At 60.7% G+C, this 16,299-nt stretch carries 15 protein-coding genes; 5 read left to right on the top strand and 10 right to left on the bottom strand.

From position 1 onward, the window contains the following. Positions 1 to 234 precede the first annotated feature (234 nt). Complete coding sequence (locus tag HNQ83_RS14690) at positions 235 to 705, bottom strand: hypothetical protein (RefSeq protein WP_175389629.1); 471 nt, start codon at positions 703 to 705, stop codon at positions 235 to 237. A gap of 465 nt (positions 706 to 1,170) precedes the next feature. On the opposite strand from HNQ83_RS14690, the gene HNQ83_RS14685 reads away from it, so the two are divergent. Next, positions 1,171 to 2,106, top strand: a complete 936-nt coding sequence (locus tag HNQ83_RS14685; protein WP_175389628.1) for a chemotaxis protein CheV — start codon at positions 1,171 to 1,173, stop codon at positions 2,104 to 2,106. Between the two features lie 177 nt (positions 2,107 to 2,283). Further along, the gene (locus HNQ83_RS14680; protein ID WP_175389627.1) at positions 2,284 to 3,090 is read left to right on the top strand and encodes an MOSC domain-containing protein; all 807 of its coding nucleotides are present in this window, start codon (positions 2,284 to 2,286) and stop codon (positions 3,088 to 3,090) included. Positions 3,091 to 3,161: 71 nt separating this feature from the next. Here HNQ83_RS14680 and HNQ83_RS14675 read toward each other — a convergent pair whose 3' ends face one another. The 8 genes from HNQ83_RS14675 to HNQ83_RS14640 form a co-directional block, all read right to left on the bottom strand. Then, on the bottom strand, positions 3,162 to 3,446 hold the full coding sequence (locus HNQ83_RS14675; RefSeq protein WP_007973461.1) for a pyrimidine/purine nucleoside phosphorylase: 285 nt from the start codon (positions 3,444 to 3,446) through the stop codon (positions 3,162 to 3,164). Positions 3,447 to 3,507: 61 nt separating this feature from the next. Beyond that, complete coding sequence (locus HNQ83_RS14670; RefSeq protein WP_175389626.1) at positions 3,508 to 4,059, bottom strand: exonuclease domain-containing protein; 552 nt, start codon at positions 4,057 to 4,059, stop codon at positions 3,508 to 3,510. Between the two features lie 71 nt (positions 4,060 to 4,130). Next, on the bottom strand, positions 4,131 to 6,092 hold the full coding sequence (locus HNQ83_RS14665; protein WP_175389625.1) for an acetyl/propionyl/methylcrotonyl-CoA carboxylase subunit alpha: 1,962 nt from the start codon (positions 6,090 to 6,092) through the stop codon (positions 4,131 to 4,133). 115 nt (positions 6,093 to 6,207) lie between these two features. Beyond that, positions 6,208 to 7,005 (bottom strand): enoyl-CoA hydratase/isomerase family protein, encoded by a 798-nt coding sequence (locus tag HNQ83_RS14660; RefSeq protein WP_175389624.1) that lies wholly within the window; start codon positions 7,003 to 7,005, stop codon positions 6,208 to 6,210. Beyond that, on the bottom strand, positions 7,002 to 8,159 hold the full coding sequence (gene atuD / locus HNQ83_RS14655) for a citronellyl-CoA dehydrogenase (RefSeq protein WP_175389623.1): 1,158 nt from the start codon (positions 8,157 to 8,159) through the stop codon (positions 7,002 to 7,004). Before atuD ends, HNQ83_RS14660 begins: the two co-directional genes overlap by 4 nt. Positions 8,160 to 8,185: 26 nt before the next feature. Further along, entirely contained in the window at positions 8,186 to 9,802 is a 1,617-nt protein-coding gene (gene atuC / locus HNQ83_RS14650) for a geranyl-CoA carboxylase subunit beta (protein WP_175389622.1), read from the bottom strand. Positions 9,803 to 9,805: 3 nt separating this feature from the next. Next, a complete protein-coding gene (locus HNQ83_RS14645) occupies positions 9,806 to 10,675 on the bottom strand; it encodes an SDR family oxidoreductase (protein WP_175389621.1) in 870 nt (289 codons plus the stop codon). Between the two features lie 12 nt (positions 10,676 to 10,687). Further along, positions 10,688 to 12,490, bottom strand: coding sequence for an acyclic terpene utilization AtuA family protein (locus HNQ83_RS14640; RefSeq protein ID WP_175389620.1), 1,803 nt, complete (start codon positions 12,488 to 12,490; stop codon positions 10,688 to 10,690). Between the two features lie 163 nt (positions 12,491 to 12,653). On the opposite strand from HNQ83_RS14640, the gene HNQ83_RS14635 reads away from it, so the two are divergent. The 3 genes from HNQ83_RS14635 (at position 12,654) to HNQ83_RS14625 (ending at position 15,591) form a co-directional block, all read left to right on the top strand. Next, complete coding sequence (locus tag HNQ83_RS14635) at positions 12,654 to 13,277, top strand: TetR/AcrR family transcriptional regulator (protein WP_372241903.1); 624 nt, start codon at positions 12,654 to 12,656, stop codon at positions 13,275 to 13,277. A gap of 95 nt (positions 13,278 to 13,372) precedes the next feature. Next, positions 13,373 to 14,176 (top strand): ABC transporter substrate-binding protein, encoded by an 804-nt coding sequence (locus tag HNQ83_RS14630; RefSeq protein ID WP_175389619.1) that lies wholly within the window; start codon positions 13,373 to 13,375, stop codon positions 14,174 to 14,176. 410 nt (positions 14,177 to 14,586) lie between these two features. Further along, on the top strand, positions 14,587 to 15,591 hold the full coding sequence (locus HNQ83_RS14625; RefSeq protein WP_175389618.1) for a GNAT family N-acetyltransferase: 1,005 nt from the start codon (positions 14,587 to 14,589) through the stop codon (positions 15,589 to 15,591). A 156-nt stretch (positions 15,592 to 15,747) separates the two neighbouring features. Here the strand turns inward: HNQ83_RS14625 and HNQ83_RS14620 are convergent, their stop codons facing one another. After that, positions 15,748 to 16,296 (bottom strand): RNA polymerase factor sigma-70, encoded by a 549-nt coding sequence (locus HNQ83_RS14620; RefSeq protein WP_175389617.1) that lies wholly within the window; start codon positions 16,294 to 16,296, stop codon positions 15,748 to 15,750. Between the last annotated feature and the right edge of the window lie 3 nt (positions 16,297 to 16,299).

The following is a 16,299-nucleotide window of genomic DNA, read 5'->3' as shown; positions in this document are numbered from 1 at the left end:
CCATCGCGGGAAGTGTGGTGGCCGGTGCCGGAAAGAATTCAATTGTCCATGGATTCTTGACTTTAGACGCCAGGCAAAACCCTAGTCATGACAGGCATTCAATTGCCCGGAGGTTGGATATTTATTTGTGCTTGTCGTTAATGGGCATGCATTAATCAATTACGACATGAATACGCCCAAGTTAGTGCGCAATCTTTATTTTGAAAATGTGGAGTTCGACACAGTTCTGTGGATCTAAGCCTGTCGCTCCAGGTAGGGAACGAGTGTGAACGGCTTGGAATTAACAGGCGGTTGAAACTGACTCTGTCCGACCTGGAAGGCAAAAGCCTCGATCAGGGTCGTCTGCTCGGTTTCATCGAGACTCAGTTGGCCGGTGTTCTGGTCTATCAGCTCAAGTTGCCAGGCGATCAATGTCAGGCAGTCCTTGAGTGCGCTCAGGGCTTCGTCGTGCAGTTCCATATGATTGTGCGCGTGATTGAGCAAACCATGGATGTGCAGCGAAAATTCCGAAACGGCCGCCAGTGCAAGGGCGTCCGCCTTGCTGGCCAGTTTGAGCAGGGTGCTGAGCATGCAGTCGATGGCGTCCTTGTCATTGCTGATCAGCTGCAAATGACTCAGGCATTCCTCGGTCTTGGCCAGGAGTGATTCGGCCTCGACAAGAAACTCCGGAACCCGCTTCGCCCACTCTTTACGATTGTCCGGCATGCTTATCTCCACAACGTCATGACTAATGAGGGGATGTCGTGTGTGCTGACGAGGACGATGGGCGTCCCGACGTAACCGTTTCGTCGTGAGATCGCGTTCCGGCCGGCTGGAATCCGTGCCGGGGAACTATTTGAGAGGGTGGTTGGCCACTGACCTGCGATCGCACACAAAAGCCTGACTCCATTCATGCAATGAGAATGGCGTCACATTAATGGCTATTGGATATCGCGAATATCAGGTTGTGCCTGATTGTTGCTAGGGGAATCCCTTACGCAGCGGAACCTATGGCGCAAACCGTGGTCGTGCCGAAAAAGAGTAGCAGATGAAAATCACGGCGCCAGTAAAGCATGATGTTAATGTGACATCAATGTTTGAGCATGGCATTTTGCGAGGGGTCAAGATCTGGCAAACGTAGCCGATAACCCTCTATTAGTGAATTCATCAGTACAAGCCCAGGAGTCATTGATGGCTGGCATTCTCGATACGGTAGACCAACGTACGCAACTGGTGGGTGAGAATCGCCTGGAAATTCTCATGTTCCGGCTCGCCGGACGGCAATTGTTCGCGATCAACGTGTTCAAGGTGCAGGAAGTCCTGCAACTGCCAAAACTGACCTTGATGCCGCAGCGTCACCCGTTCGTTTGCGGCGTGGTCAATTTGCGCGGCCAGACCCTGCCGGTGATCGATCTGTCCCAGGCGATCGGCATGCGTCCGCTGGTGCCGGGGCCAAACAGTACGATTATCGTGACCGAGTACAACCGTTCCGTGCAGGCGTTTCTGGTCGGTGGGGTAGACCGTATCGTCAACATGAACTGGGAAGCGATTCTGCCGCCGCCGTCCAGTGCCGGTCGCCAGCATTATCTGACTGCCATCAGCAAGGTCGACGACCAGTTGGTGGAGATCATCGACGTGGAGAAAGTCCTGGCTGAAATCGTCCCTTACAATGCCAAGGTGTCCCGCGACAAGCTTGACGACCCGGTGCTGGAGCGTGCCCGTGGCCGTGAAGTGCTGTTGGTGGATGACTCCAATGTGGCGTTGGCGCAATTGCGCGACACCCTGGGTCAGTTGGGCGTGAAAATGCACATTGCCAGTGATGGCTTGAAGGCCTTGAACATGCTCAAGGCCTGGGCCGATACCGGCGTGCACATGACCGATAAGCTGCTGATGGTCTTCACCGACGCGGAAATGCCGGAGATGGATGGCTATCGCCTGACCACCGAAATCCGCAACGACCCGCGCCTGCGTGGCCTTTATGTGGTTCTGCACACGTCCTTGTCCGGCAGTTTCAACGACTCGATGGTCAAGAAGGTCGGCTGTGACAATTTCCTCTCCAAGTTCCAGCCGGACAAACTGGTCGACGTGGTGCGCCAGCGCCTGATGCTGGACGAAGTGCCCGCCTGATAACCCTGTAGGAGCGAGCTCGCTCGCGATGGTCGTGAACGATAACGCGTAAATCCGGATGCTCAGCGGCGTCCTTGGATTTTTCGCGAGCAAGCTCGCTCCTACAGTGGTTTTTGCACTTTGATTCAGCGATCAAGCTCGTATAGGGTGACGTTTTTGTCCACCAGGGAGCTGGCCATGTTGCGTCTGAGCGCGCTTTACCGTTATCCGTTGAAATCCGGCAAGGGCGAAACCTTGCAGCAGGTCGGCCTCGACAAGCTGGGGCTGGACGGAGATCGACGCTGGATGCTGGTGGACGAGGCCAGCGGGCGCTTCCTGACCCAGCGGGCGGTGGCGCAGATGAGCCAACTATCGGCGTTGTGGAATGCCGATGGCGGGCTGACCCTCAGTGCGCCGGGCCATACACCGATCGATATCGCTTTGCCTGGCAGCGACGCTGAATTGCGCGGCGTGACCATCTGGCGCGACACCTTGCGCGTACCGGATGCGGGCGACGCCGCCGGAGCCTGGGTCAGTGAGTTCATCGGCAAACCCACGCGCCTGGTGCAAGTGCCACTGGATCGGGCACGCACTACCCAGGCGGGTTACGGCAAGGATGACGATCAAGTGGCGTTCGCCGACGGTTTCCCGCTGTTGCTGATCGGCCAGGCGTCGCTGGAGGATCTGTCGCAACGGGTCGGTCGTCCGCTGGAAATGCTGCGTTTTCGACCGAATCTGGTGATCGAAGGCAGTGACGCCTATGCCGAGGATGGCTGGAAACGCATTCGCATCGGCGATGTCGAGTTCCGCGTGGTCAAGTCTTGCTCACGCTGCATTCTGACGACCATCGACCCGCAAACCGGTGTACGCAGCGAAGATCGCGAACCGTTGGCCACCTTGCAGAAATACCGTGCCGAGGCCGATGGTGCGATGTTTGGCCAGAATCTGGTCAATGACAGCAATGGCCGGCTTGAAGTCGGCATGCCGGTGACGATCCTGGAATAATCGCCTGGAAATGAAAAACGCCCGTGTCTTAAAGGACACGGGCGTTTTTTTTCGCCGTGAAACCCGAGGGTTTAACCGCGGTATTCGCACAGGTAAGCGGTGTCGACGGCCACTTTCAGCTGGAACTTGCTGTTGGCGGGCACGTTGAACTGGCTGCCGGCGGCGAAGGTTTCCCAGTCATTGCTGTCAGGCAGCTTGACGGTCAGGGCGCCGGACACCACGTGCATGATTTCACGCTGGCTGGTGCCGAATTCGTATTCGCCCGGAGCCATGACGCCGATGGTCGCCGGGCCCTCAGCGGTGCCAAAGGCGATCGACTTGACGGTGCCGTCGAAGTACTCGTTGACTTTAAACATGGGCGATTCCTCGAAAAGGGCTAAAAAGGGCCGGCCAGTATGCACAAGGGGGCCGGCGTCGTCACCTCTCCAGAGGGGGGAAGATCTGTGGCAGCAGGCGCGCGGTATTGCGCGCATCCTCCAGTGCCCGGTGTTGCAGCCCCGTGAATTGCAGGCCGGCCAATTGCAGCGCACCGTTGAGCCCCAGCGGACGTTCCAGGCGACGCGCCTTGGCAAAGCGCTGCTTGAGATTGATATGCGGTACACGGCTCAGCAGGCTGTCGAGTTGCAGGCGCTGCCATTCCTGTACGAGCTGCTGGCGATCGTAATCGCCCCAGCTGACCCAACCTTCCAGTTGCGCGTGATGCGTCCCGAGCCATTGCTCGAATGTCGGCCAAATCTCGTCCAGCGTCCGCGCCGTATCGACGTCGGCCTGGGTGATGTGCGTCAGTGCCCGACAAAACGGTGTCAGCAGCGGCCGCCGCAGTGGCCTCACGAAGCACTGGAAGTGATCCACTTCGCGCCCTTTGCGGTCCACCAGGGTGGCGCCGATTTCGATGATTTCCATTTCTGTTACTGGCCAGCCACCTTCATCGGTGGTGGCTTCCAGATCAATGACCAGCCATTGAGGCATCGCAGGGTTCCTGGTATCCGCGTCCTGATAGGCTTTGAGCGTAGCCAAACCCGACGGTTCCGCCTAGCGGCTTATTCAACCTCCAGCAAAACCTGACGATTCTTGACCTGATCGCCAACCCGCACCTGCAAGCGCTTGAGCACGCCGTCGATGCCCGATTTGAGCGGGTGCTCCATTTTCATGGCCTCCAGCACCACCAGCAATTGACCCTTGCTCACCGGGCTACCCTCGCTGACCAGCACATCAACAATGGCGCCATCCATCGGCGCCTTGAGAGTGCCGCTGCTGACGCTGGCCTGGCTGCCGACGAGGGCCTGGGTCCGGTCCGTCAGGCACACACTGCCCGGACGGGTGAACAGACAGATTTGCCCGTTCTGCAGGCGGTAGGCGTAGCGTCGACGGATGCCATCGATTTCCAGGGTGGCCCAGCGTCCATCACTCTCTATGACCTTCAGTTCAAGGCGGCGGCTGGCGATCTGAATCCGGTAGGCCTCGCCCGGTACGGCATTCAGCTCCACCAACCACGCCTGATCTTCCAGGCCCAGGCGATAGTGCAGCGGCACACTGGCGTTGTTGCGCCAACCGGCCAGAGGACCACGGTGCGCCTGGGCCGAGGCTTGATAGAGCAGGGCGGCGGCAATGGCCAGCTCCTCCGCATCGGGCACATGGGGGTGCAGGCATGGTTGGTCAGCGAAATGCTGCGCGATGAATCCGGTGCTGAATTCGCCGCTGATGAATTGTGGGTGTTGCAACAGGCTGGCGAGCAGACGCTGGTTGCTCTGCACGCCCAGCAGCACACTGTCCTGCACCGCCCGCAGCAACTTGCGACGGACCTCTTCGCGAGTGGCGCCATGGGCGATGATCTTGCCCAGCATCGGATCGTAAAAGGGGCTGATGTGTCCGCCTTCGACCAGGCCATCATCGACTCTTACGCCACTTTGCAGCGCCGGTTCCCAGGCCGCGATGCGCCCGGTTTGCGGCAGAAATCCCTGGGTCGGGTCTTCGGCATACAGGCGCACTTCCATGGCGTGCCCCGTGAGTTGCACGTGCTCCTGACGCAGCGGCAGCGGTTGTCCTTCGGCGATGTTCAGTTGCCAGGCCACCAGGTCCAGGCCGGTGATCAATTCGGTGACCGGGTGTTCCACCTGCAGTCGGGTGTTCATCTCCAGGAAGTAAAACCGGCCGCGTGCATCGAGCAGGAATTCCACGGTGCCCGCGCCGACGTAATTCACCGCGCGACCGGCCTTGAGCGCCGCCTCGCCCATGGCCTGGCGCAGTTCAGCCGTCATCACCGGGCAGGGCGCTTCCTCGATGACTTTCTGATGGCGACGCTGGATGGAGCAATCACGCTCGCCGAGGTAGATCAGGTTGCCGTGCTGGTCACCGAACAGTTGAACCTCGACATGCCGCGGCTCGATCAGCGCCTGTTCGAGGATCAGTTCGTCGCTGCCGAAACCGTGCAGGGCTTCGGAGCGGGCGGTGCGGATCTGCTCGAGCAAATCACCGGCATCGTGCACCAGGCGCATACCGCGCCCACCGCCGCCGGCACTGGCCTTGATCATCAGGGGATAGCCGATGCGTTCGGCTTCGCGGCTGAGCGTCGCGTCATCCTGTTCGGCGCCTTGATAACCCTGGATGCACGGCACGCCGGCGTTGATCATGGCGATTTTCGACAGGCGTTTGCTGCCCATCAGTTCGATGGCTTCGGGGCTGGGGCCGATGAAGGTGATGCCGGCCTGCTGGCAAGCGCGGGCGAAGCCGGCGTTTTCCGAGAGAAAACCGTAACCCGGATGGATAGCGTCCGCACCCGTGCGGCGGGCGGCGTCGATGATTGCCGGGATGTTCAGGTAAGACTGTTGCACCGGGGCCGGGCCGATGTTCACGGCTTCATCGGCCATGTGCACATGCAGCGCGTCGGCATCGGCGTCGCTGAACACGGCGACGGTACGGTAGCCCAGGGCCTGGGCGGTGCGCTGGATGCGGCAGGCGATTTCACCGCGGTTGGCGATCAGGATTTTGCTGAATCCGGGCATGGTTTTTCTCTCAAAGTGTTCAGTGGCAGTGATGGCCTCATCGCGGGCAAGCCCGCTCCCACAGGGATCTCTGTCGTTCACAGAACCTGTGGGAGCTGGCTTGCCAGCGATGCTTTTAAAGGGCCCACCCCGGTTTTCTTTTTTGCACAAAGGCCATGGTCCCCTCGACGCCTTCCGCTCCGGTCACCGCTTCGCTAAACCACTCGGCCGCCTGATCCAGCAGCTCACCTGCTGGCTGCGCGGCACTCGCCAACAACAACTGCTTGGTCGCCGCATTCGCCCCCGGCGCACAACACAGCACATGGGCCAGTACCTCATCGAGGCGTTCGGCCAACGCCTGCGGGTCATGCTCGACAAAGTGCACCAGGCCCATGCGCCGCGCCTGGGTGCCATCGAAGCGTGCCGCCGTCAAAGCCAGGCGCCGGGCCTGGGTCAGGCCGATGCGCTGGACCACGAACGGTGCAATCTGCGCCGGCAACAGGCCGAGGCTGGTTTCCGGCAGGCCGAATTGCGCCTGGTGTTCGGCAATGGCGATATCACTGACGCAGGCCAGTCCGAAGCCGCCACCCAGCACCGCGCCTTGCAGTACGGTGATCACCACTTGAGGCGCGTGCTGGGTTTCTTCCAGCAGGGCGCCGAATGCACGGTTCAATTCGCGGTACGCCGTCGCGCCCTGGGCGCGGGCATTGGCCATGTCCTTGATGTCGCCGCCAGAACAGAAGTGTCCGCCGGCACCGCCAATCACCAGGGCGCGAACAGTGCGGTCATCACGCACCGCTGCCAGCACCGCACGCAATTCGGTGACCATCTGCAAGCTCATGGCATTGCGGCTTTGCGGGCGATCAAGCGTGATGTGCAGCACGCCGTTATGCGGCTCCAGCAGCAGCGTCTGGCAAACCGGCAGGCTGCTCATTTCTTTTTCCCCGGCAGGATGCCCATGAGTTTGCAGATGATCCCCAGCATGATCTCGTCGGCACCGCCGCCAATCGACACCAGCCGCACATCACGGTAAGCGCGGGCCACCGGGTTGTCCCACATGAAACCCATGCCGCCCCAATATTGCAGGCAGCTGTCGCTGACTTCGCGACCCAGCCGACCGGCCTTGAGCTTGGCCATGGACGCCAGGCGAGTGACGTCCTGGCCTTTGACGTATTGCTCGGTGGCTTGATAGACCAACGCGCGCAGGCATTCGATTTCGGTCTGCAATTCGGCCAGGCGGAAGTGAATGACCTGGTTATCGATCAGCGCGCTGCCGAACGTCTTGCGCTCCTTGCAGTATTCGATGGTGCTGTCGACGCAGTACTCCAGGCCCTTGATCATATTGGCTGCGCCGAACAGGCGTTCCTCCTGGAACTGCAGCATTTGCATCATGAACCCCGCGCCTTCATGGCCGATGCGGTTGCGTTGCGGTACGCGCACATTGTCGAAAAACACCTGGGCGGTTTCCGAACTGCGCATGCCGAGCTTGTCCAGGTGCGAGCTGAGGCTGATACCCGGTGTGTTCATCGGCACCATGATCAGCGACTTGTTGATGTGCGGCTTGTCGTCTGAGGTGTTGGCCAGCAGGCAAATGAAATCGGCGCTTGGCGAGTTGGTGATCCACATCTTGCTGCCGTTGATCACGTAGTCGTCGCCATCCTTGCGCGCCGTGGTTTTCAACCCGGCCACGTCGGACCCGGCACCGACTTCCGAAACGCCGATGCAGCCGACCTGTTCACCACTGATCGCCGGGCGCAGGAACTCGTCGCGCAACTCATCGGAACCAAAACGTGCCAGGGCCGGGGTGCACATGTCGGTCTGTACGCCAATGGACATCGGAATGCCGCCGCAATGGATGGTGCCGAACTCTTCGGCGGCGACGATCGAGTAGCTGTAGTCCAGCCCCATGCCGCCGAATTTTTCCGGTTTGGAGATCCCCAGCAGGCCAAGGTCGCCAGCCTTGCGGAAGATGTCATGGATCGGAAAACGCCCGGCCTTTTCCCATTCCTCGACGTAGGGGTTGATCTCGTGATCGACGAATTGGCGGACGGTGCGGCGCAGTGCTTCGTGTTCCTGGGTGAAGATCATTTTTGTTGTTCTCCTTGTTAGTCGGCCTAGAGCCGGGCCACGCCAAAACTGTTGGTTTGCAGCGGCCGCACCTCGGCCTCATGACAGATATCCAGCAAGTAACCGAGCAAGGTCCGGGTGTCCCGGGGATCGATCAAACCGTCGTCCCACAGATTGGCGCTGCCATAGAGCGCCGTGGACTGGCTGTCGAGTTTCTGCGCGGTGACCTGTTCCAGCATGTCGAGCATTTTCGGGTCGGGCACCAGGCCGTCCTTGGCCTGTTTGGCCTCGGTGACGATGCGCAGCACCTTGCCGGCCTGGGCGCCGCCCATCACGGCGGTGCGGCTGTTGGGCCAGGCGAAGATAAAGCGTGGATCGAGGCCGCGACCGCACATCGCGTAATTGCCGGCGCCATAGGAACCGCCGACCACGATCGTGAGTTTCGGTACCCGGGCATTGGCGACGGCCTGGATCATCTTGGCGCCATGCTTGATCACGCCTTGCTGCTCCGATTCGGTGCCGACCATGAACCCGGTGGTGTTGTGGAAAAACAGCAAGGGCGTCTGGCTCTGATCGCACAGTTGAATGAACTGGGCAGCCTTGCTCGCGCCCTTGGGCGTAATCGGGCCGTTGTTGCCAATGAAGCCGCAGGTGCGACCCTGGATTTTCAGATGACCGCACACGGTCTGCTGATCGAACTCGTTCTTGAAGTCGAGGAAGTTCGAACCGTCGGCAATGCGAGCGATGATTTCGCGTACGTCGTAGGGCTTTTTCGGGTCGTCCGGAATCAGTCCCAGCAGTTCATCGATGGGGTAGAGCGGTGCTTCCCATTGCGGTTCGGGGCGCCACGGCAACTGCTCGTTCCATGACAGCAGGCTGACGATCTCGCGCACCTGACGCACACCGTCGGCATCGTTTTCGGCCAGGTATTCGGCGGTGCCGGCGGTTTGTGCGTGCATCTCGGCGCCGCCCAATTCTTCGTCGGTGGCGACTTCACCGGTTGCCGCTTTCAGCAGGGGCGGCCCGGCAAGAAACAGCTTGGCCTTGCCACGCACCACCACCACGTAATCCGACAATCCCGGCTGATAAGCGCCGCCCGCCGTGGCCGAGCCGTGTACCACGGTGATCTGCGGCAGGCCCATGGCCGACATTCGCGCCTGATTGGCAAAGCTGCGCGCGCCTTCGACGAAAATCTCCGCCGCGTAATTGAGGTTGGCGCCACCGCTTTCGGCGAGGGTAATCACCGGCAGTTTGTTTTCCATGGCGATCTGCTGCAGGCGCAGGGACTTTTTCAGGCCGCTGGGGGAAATGGTCCCGCCCTTGATCGCGCTGTTGTTCGCCACGATCAACGCCCGCACCCCGGACACGTAACCGATGCCGGCGATCAGGCTGCCACCGGCCGAGCTGCCATCCTTGTCGTCGTGCAGTTTGTAGCCGGCCAGGCTCGCCAGTTCGAGGAACGGCGCGCCAGGGTCCAGCAGCAGATTGAGGCGTTCGCGAGGCAGCAACTGCCCGCGTTTATCGAATTTGGTTTTGGCTTCGGCGGCCTTGTTCAGCAGATTCCGTTCAAGTGCCTGGACCTGTTCGATCGCGGTCAGCATCGCCGCGCGATTGTGGGCGAACTGTTCGCTGTTGGGATCGAGTTGCGACTGAATCACCGGCATGGCTTATTCCTTGTCCTTGAGCACGTCCGGAAGATAGGCACGGTGAAATCCGTTGTATGACTCACTGTTGGTCGCCTTGTGGATCGGCCACGCCCGCCCGCCGAGGCTGGCGGCGCCATCGATGCGCAAGGTGCTGCCGCTGACGAACGCGGCCGCCGGGCTGAGCAGGAAAACGATCGCCGCGCTGACTTCCGATTCGGTACCGATGCGCTTGAGCGGCACGTGTTCGCGCAAGGTCGGGATCACCGCCTTGAACGCACCTTCGTAGGTGTCCATGCCGCTGGACGCGATCCAGCCCGGCGCCACCGCGTTGACCCGCACCCCCGCATAACCCCATTCGAAGGCGGCGGTCTTGGTGAGGTTGTCCATGCCCGAACGCGCTGCGCCGGAGTGGCCCATGCCGGGCATGCCGCCCCACATGTCGGCGAGCATGTTGACGATGGCGCCGCCGTGCTTGCTCATGGACTGGTTGAACACTTCCCGGGCCATCAGGAAACCGCCGACCAGATTGGTGCGCATCACGGTTTCAAAACCCTTCTGGTTGATCGAAGCCAGGGGGGATGGGTACTGCCCGCCGGCATTGTTGACCAGGCCGTGAATCGGGCCGTGCTTTTTGATCAGGTCGCCGACACGATCCTTGACCGCGTCTTCGTCACGGATATCGCAGACGATCCAGTCCGCCTTGCCACCGTCTTCGGCAATTTCGGCAGCAACGGTTTTCAGCTTGTCGGCCTTGCGCCCGACCAGCAGCACGTGGGCGCCGAGGGCCGCCAGTTCGTGGGCGGTGCAGCGGCCGATGCCACTGCCGCCGCCGGTGACGATGATGGTCTGGCCCGCAAACAGGTCGGCTTTGAAAATCGAATCGTAGGCCATGGTGGCAGTCCTCTAGTTGACCTGGTCGGCGATGCGCTGCGGCACCGGAATCTGGATTTCCAGCAGTTGCTGGGCGAACGCCTTGCCTTGCGGGTCGATGCGCAGGCTGGCCACGCCTCCGCCGCCGAGGGCATTCTCCAGAAGAAAATTAAGACTGTGGGTGGCGGGCAAGTACCAGCGCTCGACACGTCCGTGCACCGGGTCGAGGACGTGGCTCATCCAGTCGACGATCACTGCCGGGGTCAACGCCTCGGCGATCCATGGCAGGTATTCGGGCCTGCGGGCCATGACGCCGATGTTGCTGTGGTTGCCTTTGTCACCCGATCGGGCAACCGCCAGCTTGATCAGCGCCACGCTGGCGTCGGCCGGGCCGTCTGGCTTGGGTGGTTCGAACGGCGCAGGCAAATCGTGGGTGTCGAGCACATCCAGGGCGGGCAGGGTGCACGGATGGCGCTCGCCCATGAGATCAATTTCCAGCGTGCACAGGGTTTTGTCGATGAGGAATGAGAACAAGCGGATCAGCGGATACACCGTCGGCCGCCCGCCGACGATGCCGGTCAGCCCGGGTGCCATGCCGGTGGCGGCCTGGGCGATTTCCCGGGAGAACACAATCAATGCCTGCTTGTTGGGATGGCGCACGGCGAGCTTGATCACCACTTCGCGACTGTCCCGACGCTGGCCGTGGGGGCCGTAAGTGGCCTCGCTGCCGAGCAGTTCGATGTTCACATCGCTGTAGGGCCCCCAGCCGCGCTGGGTGAAGATTTCCGACGTCTTGTTGATGATCGCGTCGCTGACGCGCCGGGCCTTGTCGACCGCATCGATGCCGGCGATCAGGCAACTGGCGGTGCAGCGGAAACCCTCCGGGTATGTGGCGCTGACCTTGTACTGGTCGGTGGGCGGCAAGCCTTTGGCGCCATGCACCTGCACCGCATGCCTGCCTTGCTGCACCAGTTTGACCTGAGTGAAATCACACACCACATCGGGCAGCAGATAGGCCCGCGGATCGCCAATTTCATAGAGCATCTGCTCACCCACGGTGAGGGGGGTGACCAGGCCTCCGGAACCTTCGGGTTTACTGACAATAAACTGGCTGTCGGCGCTGACTTCGACGATGGGAAAACCGATGTGTTCGTAGTCGGGCACGTCGCGCCAATCGGTGAAATTGCCCCCGGTGCACTGCGCGCCACATTCGATGATGTGCCCGGCCAGCGCGGCCTGGGCCAGTTTGTCGTAGTCGTGCCACGACCAGTTGAACTCATGCATCAGTGCGGCGCTGACCACGGCGCTGTCAACCACCCGCCCGGTGATCACGATGTCCGCGCCCAGACGCAGGGCTTCGACGATGCCCGGCGCCCCGAGGTAGGCGTTGGTCGAGACACACATCGGTGGCAGTGGAGCACCGCTGAACATTTCATGGATACCGTGAGTGCCCAGCTGTTTGAACTGCGGTTGCAGATCGTCACCCAGCAGCACGGCAATCTTCAAGGCGACCCCGGCCTTGTCGCAGGCGGCTTGCAGGGCGGCGGCACACGCCTGCGGATTGACTCCGCCGGCGTTGCTGATGACACGGATTTTTTGCTCGGCCAGTTGTGTGAGCAGCGGGCTCAGGACTTCGACGAAGTCGCTGGCGTAACCGGCCTGGGGATCTTTCATCCGGGCGCCGGCCATGATCGACATCGTTATTTCCGCCAGGTAATCGAACACCAGGTAGTCCAGGCGGCCACCTTCCACCAGTTGCGCGGCGGCGGTCGAGGTGTCTCCCCAGAAGGCGCTGGCGCAACCGATGCGAATTGTTTTGGGCGCAGTCAATTCCATAACCACCTCCGACAGTCGTGCATCGAGACTACCAAGCAAGCGCTTGGTTTGTAAACGGCTGAAATATCTTCGGCCCGAGCGCTTGCTTGGTTGCCAATGCCAGCTTAAATTGCCCGCGCAACCCCGCTGTTTTAGCGGTGATCATGACTGTAGGAGAGAACGGGTGGACGAGCAAAAAGCCCTGGGGGTCATGCGCGAGTTGGTCGACGACGGCCAACTGACTGATCCGGACAGCGCCCGTGGCAAGCTGCTGCAAGTGGCGGCCCACCTGTTTCGCAATAAAGGCTACGAGCGCACCACCGTGCGCGACCTGGCGGGCGCCGTGGGCATTCAGTCGGGAAGCATCTTCCACCACTTCAAAAGCAAGGACGAGATCCTGCGGGCCGTGATGGAGGAGACGATCCGCTACAACACGGCGTTGATGCGTGCGGCCATCGCCGAGGCCAGCAACGTGCGCGAACGGGTGCTGGCATTGATCCGCTGCGAATTGCAGTCGATCATGGGCGGCAGTGGCGAGGCCATGGCGGTGCTGGTCTACGAATGGCGCTCGCTGTCCGAGGAGGGCCAGGCAAAAGTCCTGGCGCTGCGCGACATCTATGAAGACATCTGGCTGCAGGTGCTGGGTGAGGCCAAGAATTCGGGATTCATACGCGGTGATGTGTTCATCACCCGGCGTTTCCTCACCGGGGCGCTGTCCTGGACCACCACCTGGTTTCGCGCCGATGGCAGCATGAGCCTCGACCAGTTGGCCGATGAGGCGCTGATCCTGGTGTTGGAGGAAAAATAATAAGTGTGTGTGGGGCGGCAGGAAACTGGCTAACTGTACGAAACCGCCTAGCTTGAATGCATTGATGCAGTATTTTTGGGGAGTGGCTTGTATTGATGTCTTCGCCAATTCGGACGGCTCTACGGATTTTGCTGGCAGCGTTTGCGGCGTTATGGCTGATTCCGTCCCAGGCTGCACAACTGGTGCGCATCGGTGCCGCACACTTTCCTCCCTATACCGTACGCCCGGAAACCGGTGCCGACACGGGGTTGCTGCCGCAACTGGTCGAGGCCCTCAACGCCCTGCAAAGCGACTATCAGTTCGTCCTGGTACCCACTTCCATTCCCCGGCGTTTCGGTGATTTCAAGCAAGGCCGGATCGACATGGCGATCTTCGAAAACCCTGCCTGGGGTTGGAAAGACATTCCCCGCACCGATGTCGACATGGGTCTGGAAGATGCCGAGATTTTCGTCGCGCAACGCCAGCCCGAAGGCCGGCCAGTGCGTGAGCAAGATTATTTTTCCGATCTTGCTGGCAAGCGTCTGGCGCTGTTCAGTGGCTACCACTACGAGTTCGCCAGTTTCAATGCCGAACCCAAATACCTCACCACCCACTACAACGCCACGTTGACCTACTCCCATGACAGTAACCTGCTGATGGTGCTGCGGGGCCGTGCCGACATCGCACTGGTCACGCGCTCCTATTTGAGCGACTACTTTCTGCGCAATTTGAAAGTCGCCGATCAGTTGCTGGTGTCCGATCGCGTCGACCAGGTTTATCACCATTACGCCATCCTGCGCCCGGCCGCGCCAATCACGGGTGAGGCGTTCGGCAAACTGCTGCAGGAGCTGCGGGACAATGGTCAGATGCTGAAAATTTTCGATCCGTACAAGATTGCGGTCGTGCCGGTTCCGCATTAGTCGGGATGACGCGTCAGGTGTCGTGCGCTCGGTCTCTCGAGGGGGGCGGGCGCCGCAAGAGCAACCTCGAGGCGGCCTGTCAGCCGACTTGGTTACTGGCCTGTCTGCGATCTAATTGTGGGAGCGAGCCTGCTCGCGAAGGCGGCCTGAAAGCCGACCTGAATTCGCTGGAGTATGACATCCAACTGTAGGAGCGAGCTTGCTCGCGAGAAACGACAAGGCAACTCAAATCTCCAGCCAGGGCGCGTTATCGTTGACGTTCTTCGCGAGCAGGCTCGCTCCCACAGGGGATCGGGGAGCCTCTGTCAAAGAAACGGATATGTACACCATCTTGATCCGATCCTCTTAAATTTCCCGCCCCGGCTCACGTCACATCGTAGAACTGTCGACGATTATCGTGAGCCCGACCCATGCCCAATCTGAATGCCCTGGCCTTACCCACAGGCAACAGCCTTGAAGCCGATGAAACCGGAAACCGGCTGAGCCTCAGCCTTGAAGGACAGCCGCTGATCCAGCTGCGGCTGACCCGCGCCCCCGAAATGCTGTTGCAGATGGAGGAGGGCTGCGACCGGCCTGCCAAGGAAGCCATCTGGGCCACCAATTACTGGCTGTTCGCCCGAGACCCGGACTGCCAGCGCCTGACCTGGCAACTCGATGAAACCCCGACGGAAGCCTTGCTCAGCGGCTTGCTGATCGCCACGGAAACGGCGAACCAATACTGCTGCGAGCGCACCTTGTTCTGGCAGCTGCCACAGCCTTGGCTGAGGCAGGCGCTGACCGGCAGTTATCCACAGCAGATGGTCATCAGTGGCGGCAAGCGCCATCCGCTGCGACCGGTCAAACCCCGGGGCGAGGTCTATCGGCGTTTCGATGCGCGGCTGGGGATGTGGATTTCCCTGCGTACGGTGGACATCGACCTGGACCTGGCCCGTTTCAACCGTTGGCAAAACAGTCCACGGGTCGCCAGTTTCTGGCAGGAGGAGGGCAGCCTCGAACAGCATCGCGAATACCTGGCCAAGCTCGATGCCGACCCCCATACCGTGACACTGATCGGCTGTTTCGACGATCAGCCGTTCGCCTATTTCGAAGCCTATTGGGCGAAGGAAGATCGCATCGCCCCGTTCTACGAGGCCGGTGATTACGACCGTGGCATTCACATGCTGGTGGGGGAAGAAAACCACCGTGGCCCGCACAAGGTGGCGAGCTGGTTATCGGCGTTGACGCACTACCTGTTTCTCGACGATCCGCGCACTCAGCGAGTGGTCGCCGAGCCTCGCGCCGACAACGGCAAGATGATCGGGTATATGCAGGGGCAGCGATTCCACTGCGAAAAGGAATTCGACTTCCCGCACAAACGCGCCGCGCTGATGGTGTTGGGGCGTGAGCGGTTTTTTGAGCGGTGTGAGTTGGTTTGATGCGTAGGGCTCAGGACCTTCGCCGGTCTTGAGTCAGTCTTCGCGAGCAGGCTCGCTCCCACATTTGATCCCAGGTGTTCACAAAGGGTGTGTTCAGCAAAGATTCAATGTGGGAGCGAGCCTGCTCGCGAATGAGGGCGATGCAAATCACAGGTCTTAACGGCGGGCGCTGGCATCCGCACGACTGCCCGATACCTTGCGGCAGTGCACCAGCGCATCGCGAATCATGAAGTTGACCAGGGTCGGCGAGACGCCGAGTTCCTTGGCGATGTCCTTTTGTGGCACGCCGTGCAGGCGGTACATCTCGAAGGCGTAGCGGGTGCGGCTCGGCAGTTCGGTGAGTGCGTCGGCGATGTTTTCCAGGGTGGAGAAATTGATGTGCGACGTTTCCGGTGAAGCCCCCTGAATCACCACGTTAAGCCCTTCCTCTTCAGGCCCGGAATACTTCTGCTCCAGCGCCTGCTTGCGGTAGTGATCGATCGCCAGGTTGCGCACGATCTGGAACAGATAACTGAGTTGAGCCTTGAACGAGGACGTGATCTGGGGCGCCGATTGCAGCCGGAAGAATGCGTCCTGCACCACATCCTCGGCACGCGAGCGGCAGCCGGTGATGCGCGCTGCAATCTTGACCAGGATCAGTCGATTGTCGACGAAGGCCTGTAGTAGCGGCGAATCGCACCTGCTTGTGGACACTTGTTCCGTCATGGA

This window comes from Pseudomonas sp. C2B4 (assembly GCF_013359695.1).
Lineage (GTDB): Bacteria > Pseudomonadota > Gammaproteobacteria > Pseudomonadales > Pseudomonadaceae > Aquipseudomonas.
The sequence above is the reverse complement of the archived record's forward strand: the minus strand, read 5'-3'. Positions and strand labels throughout refer to the sequence as shown.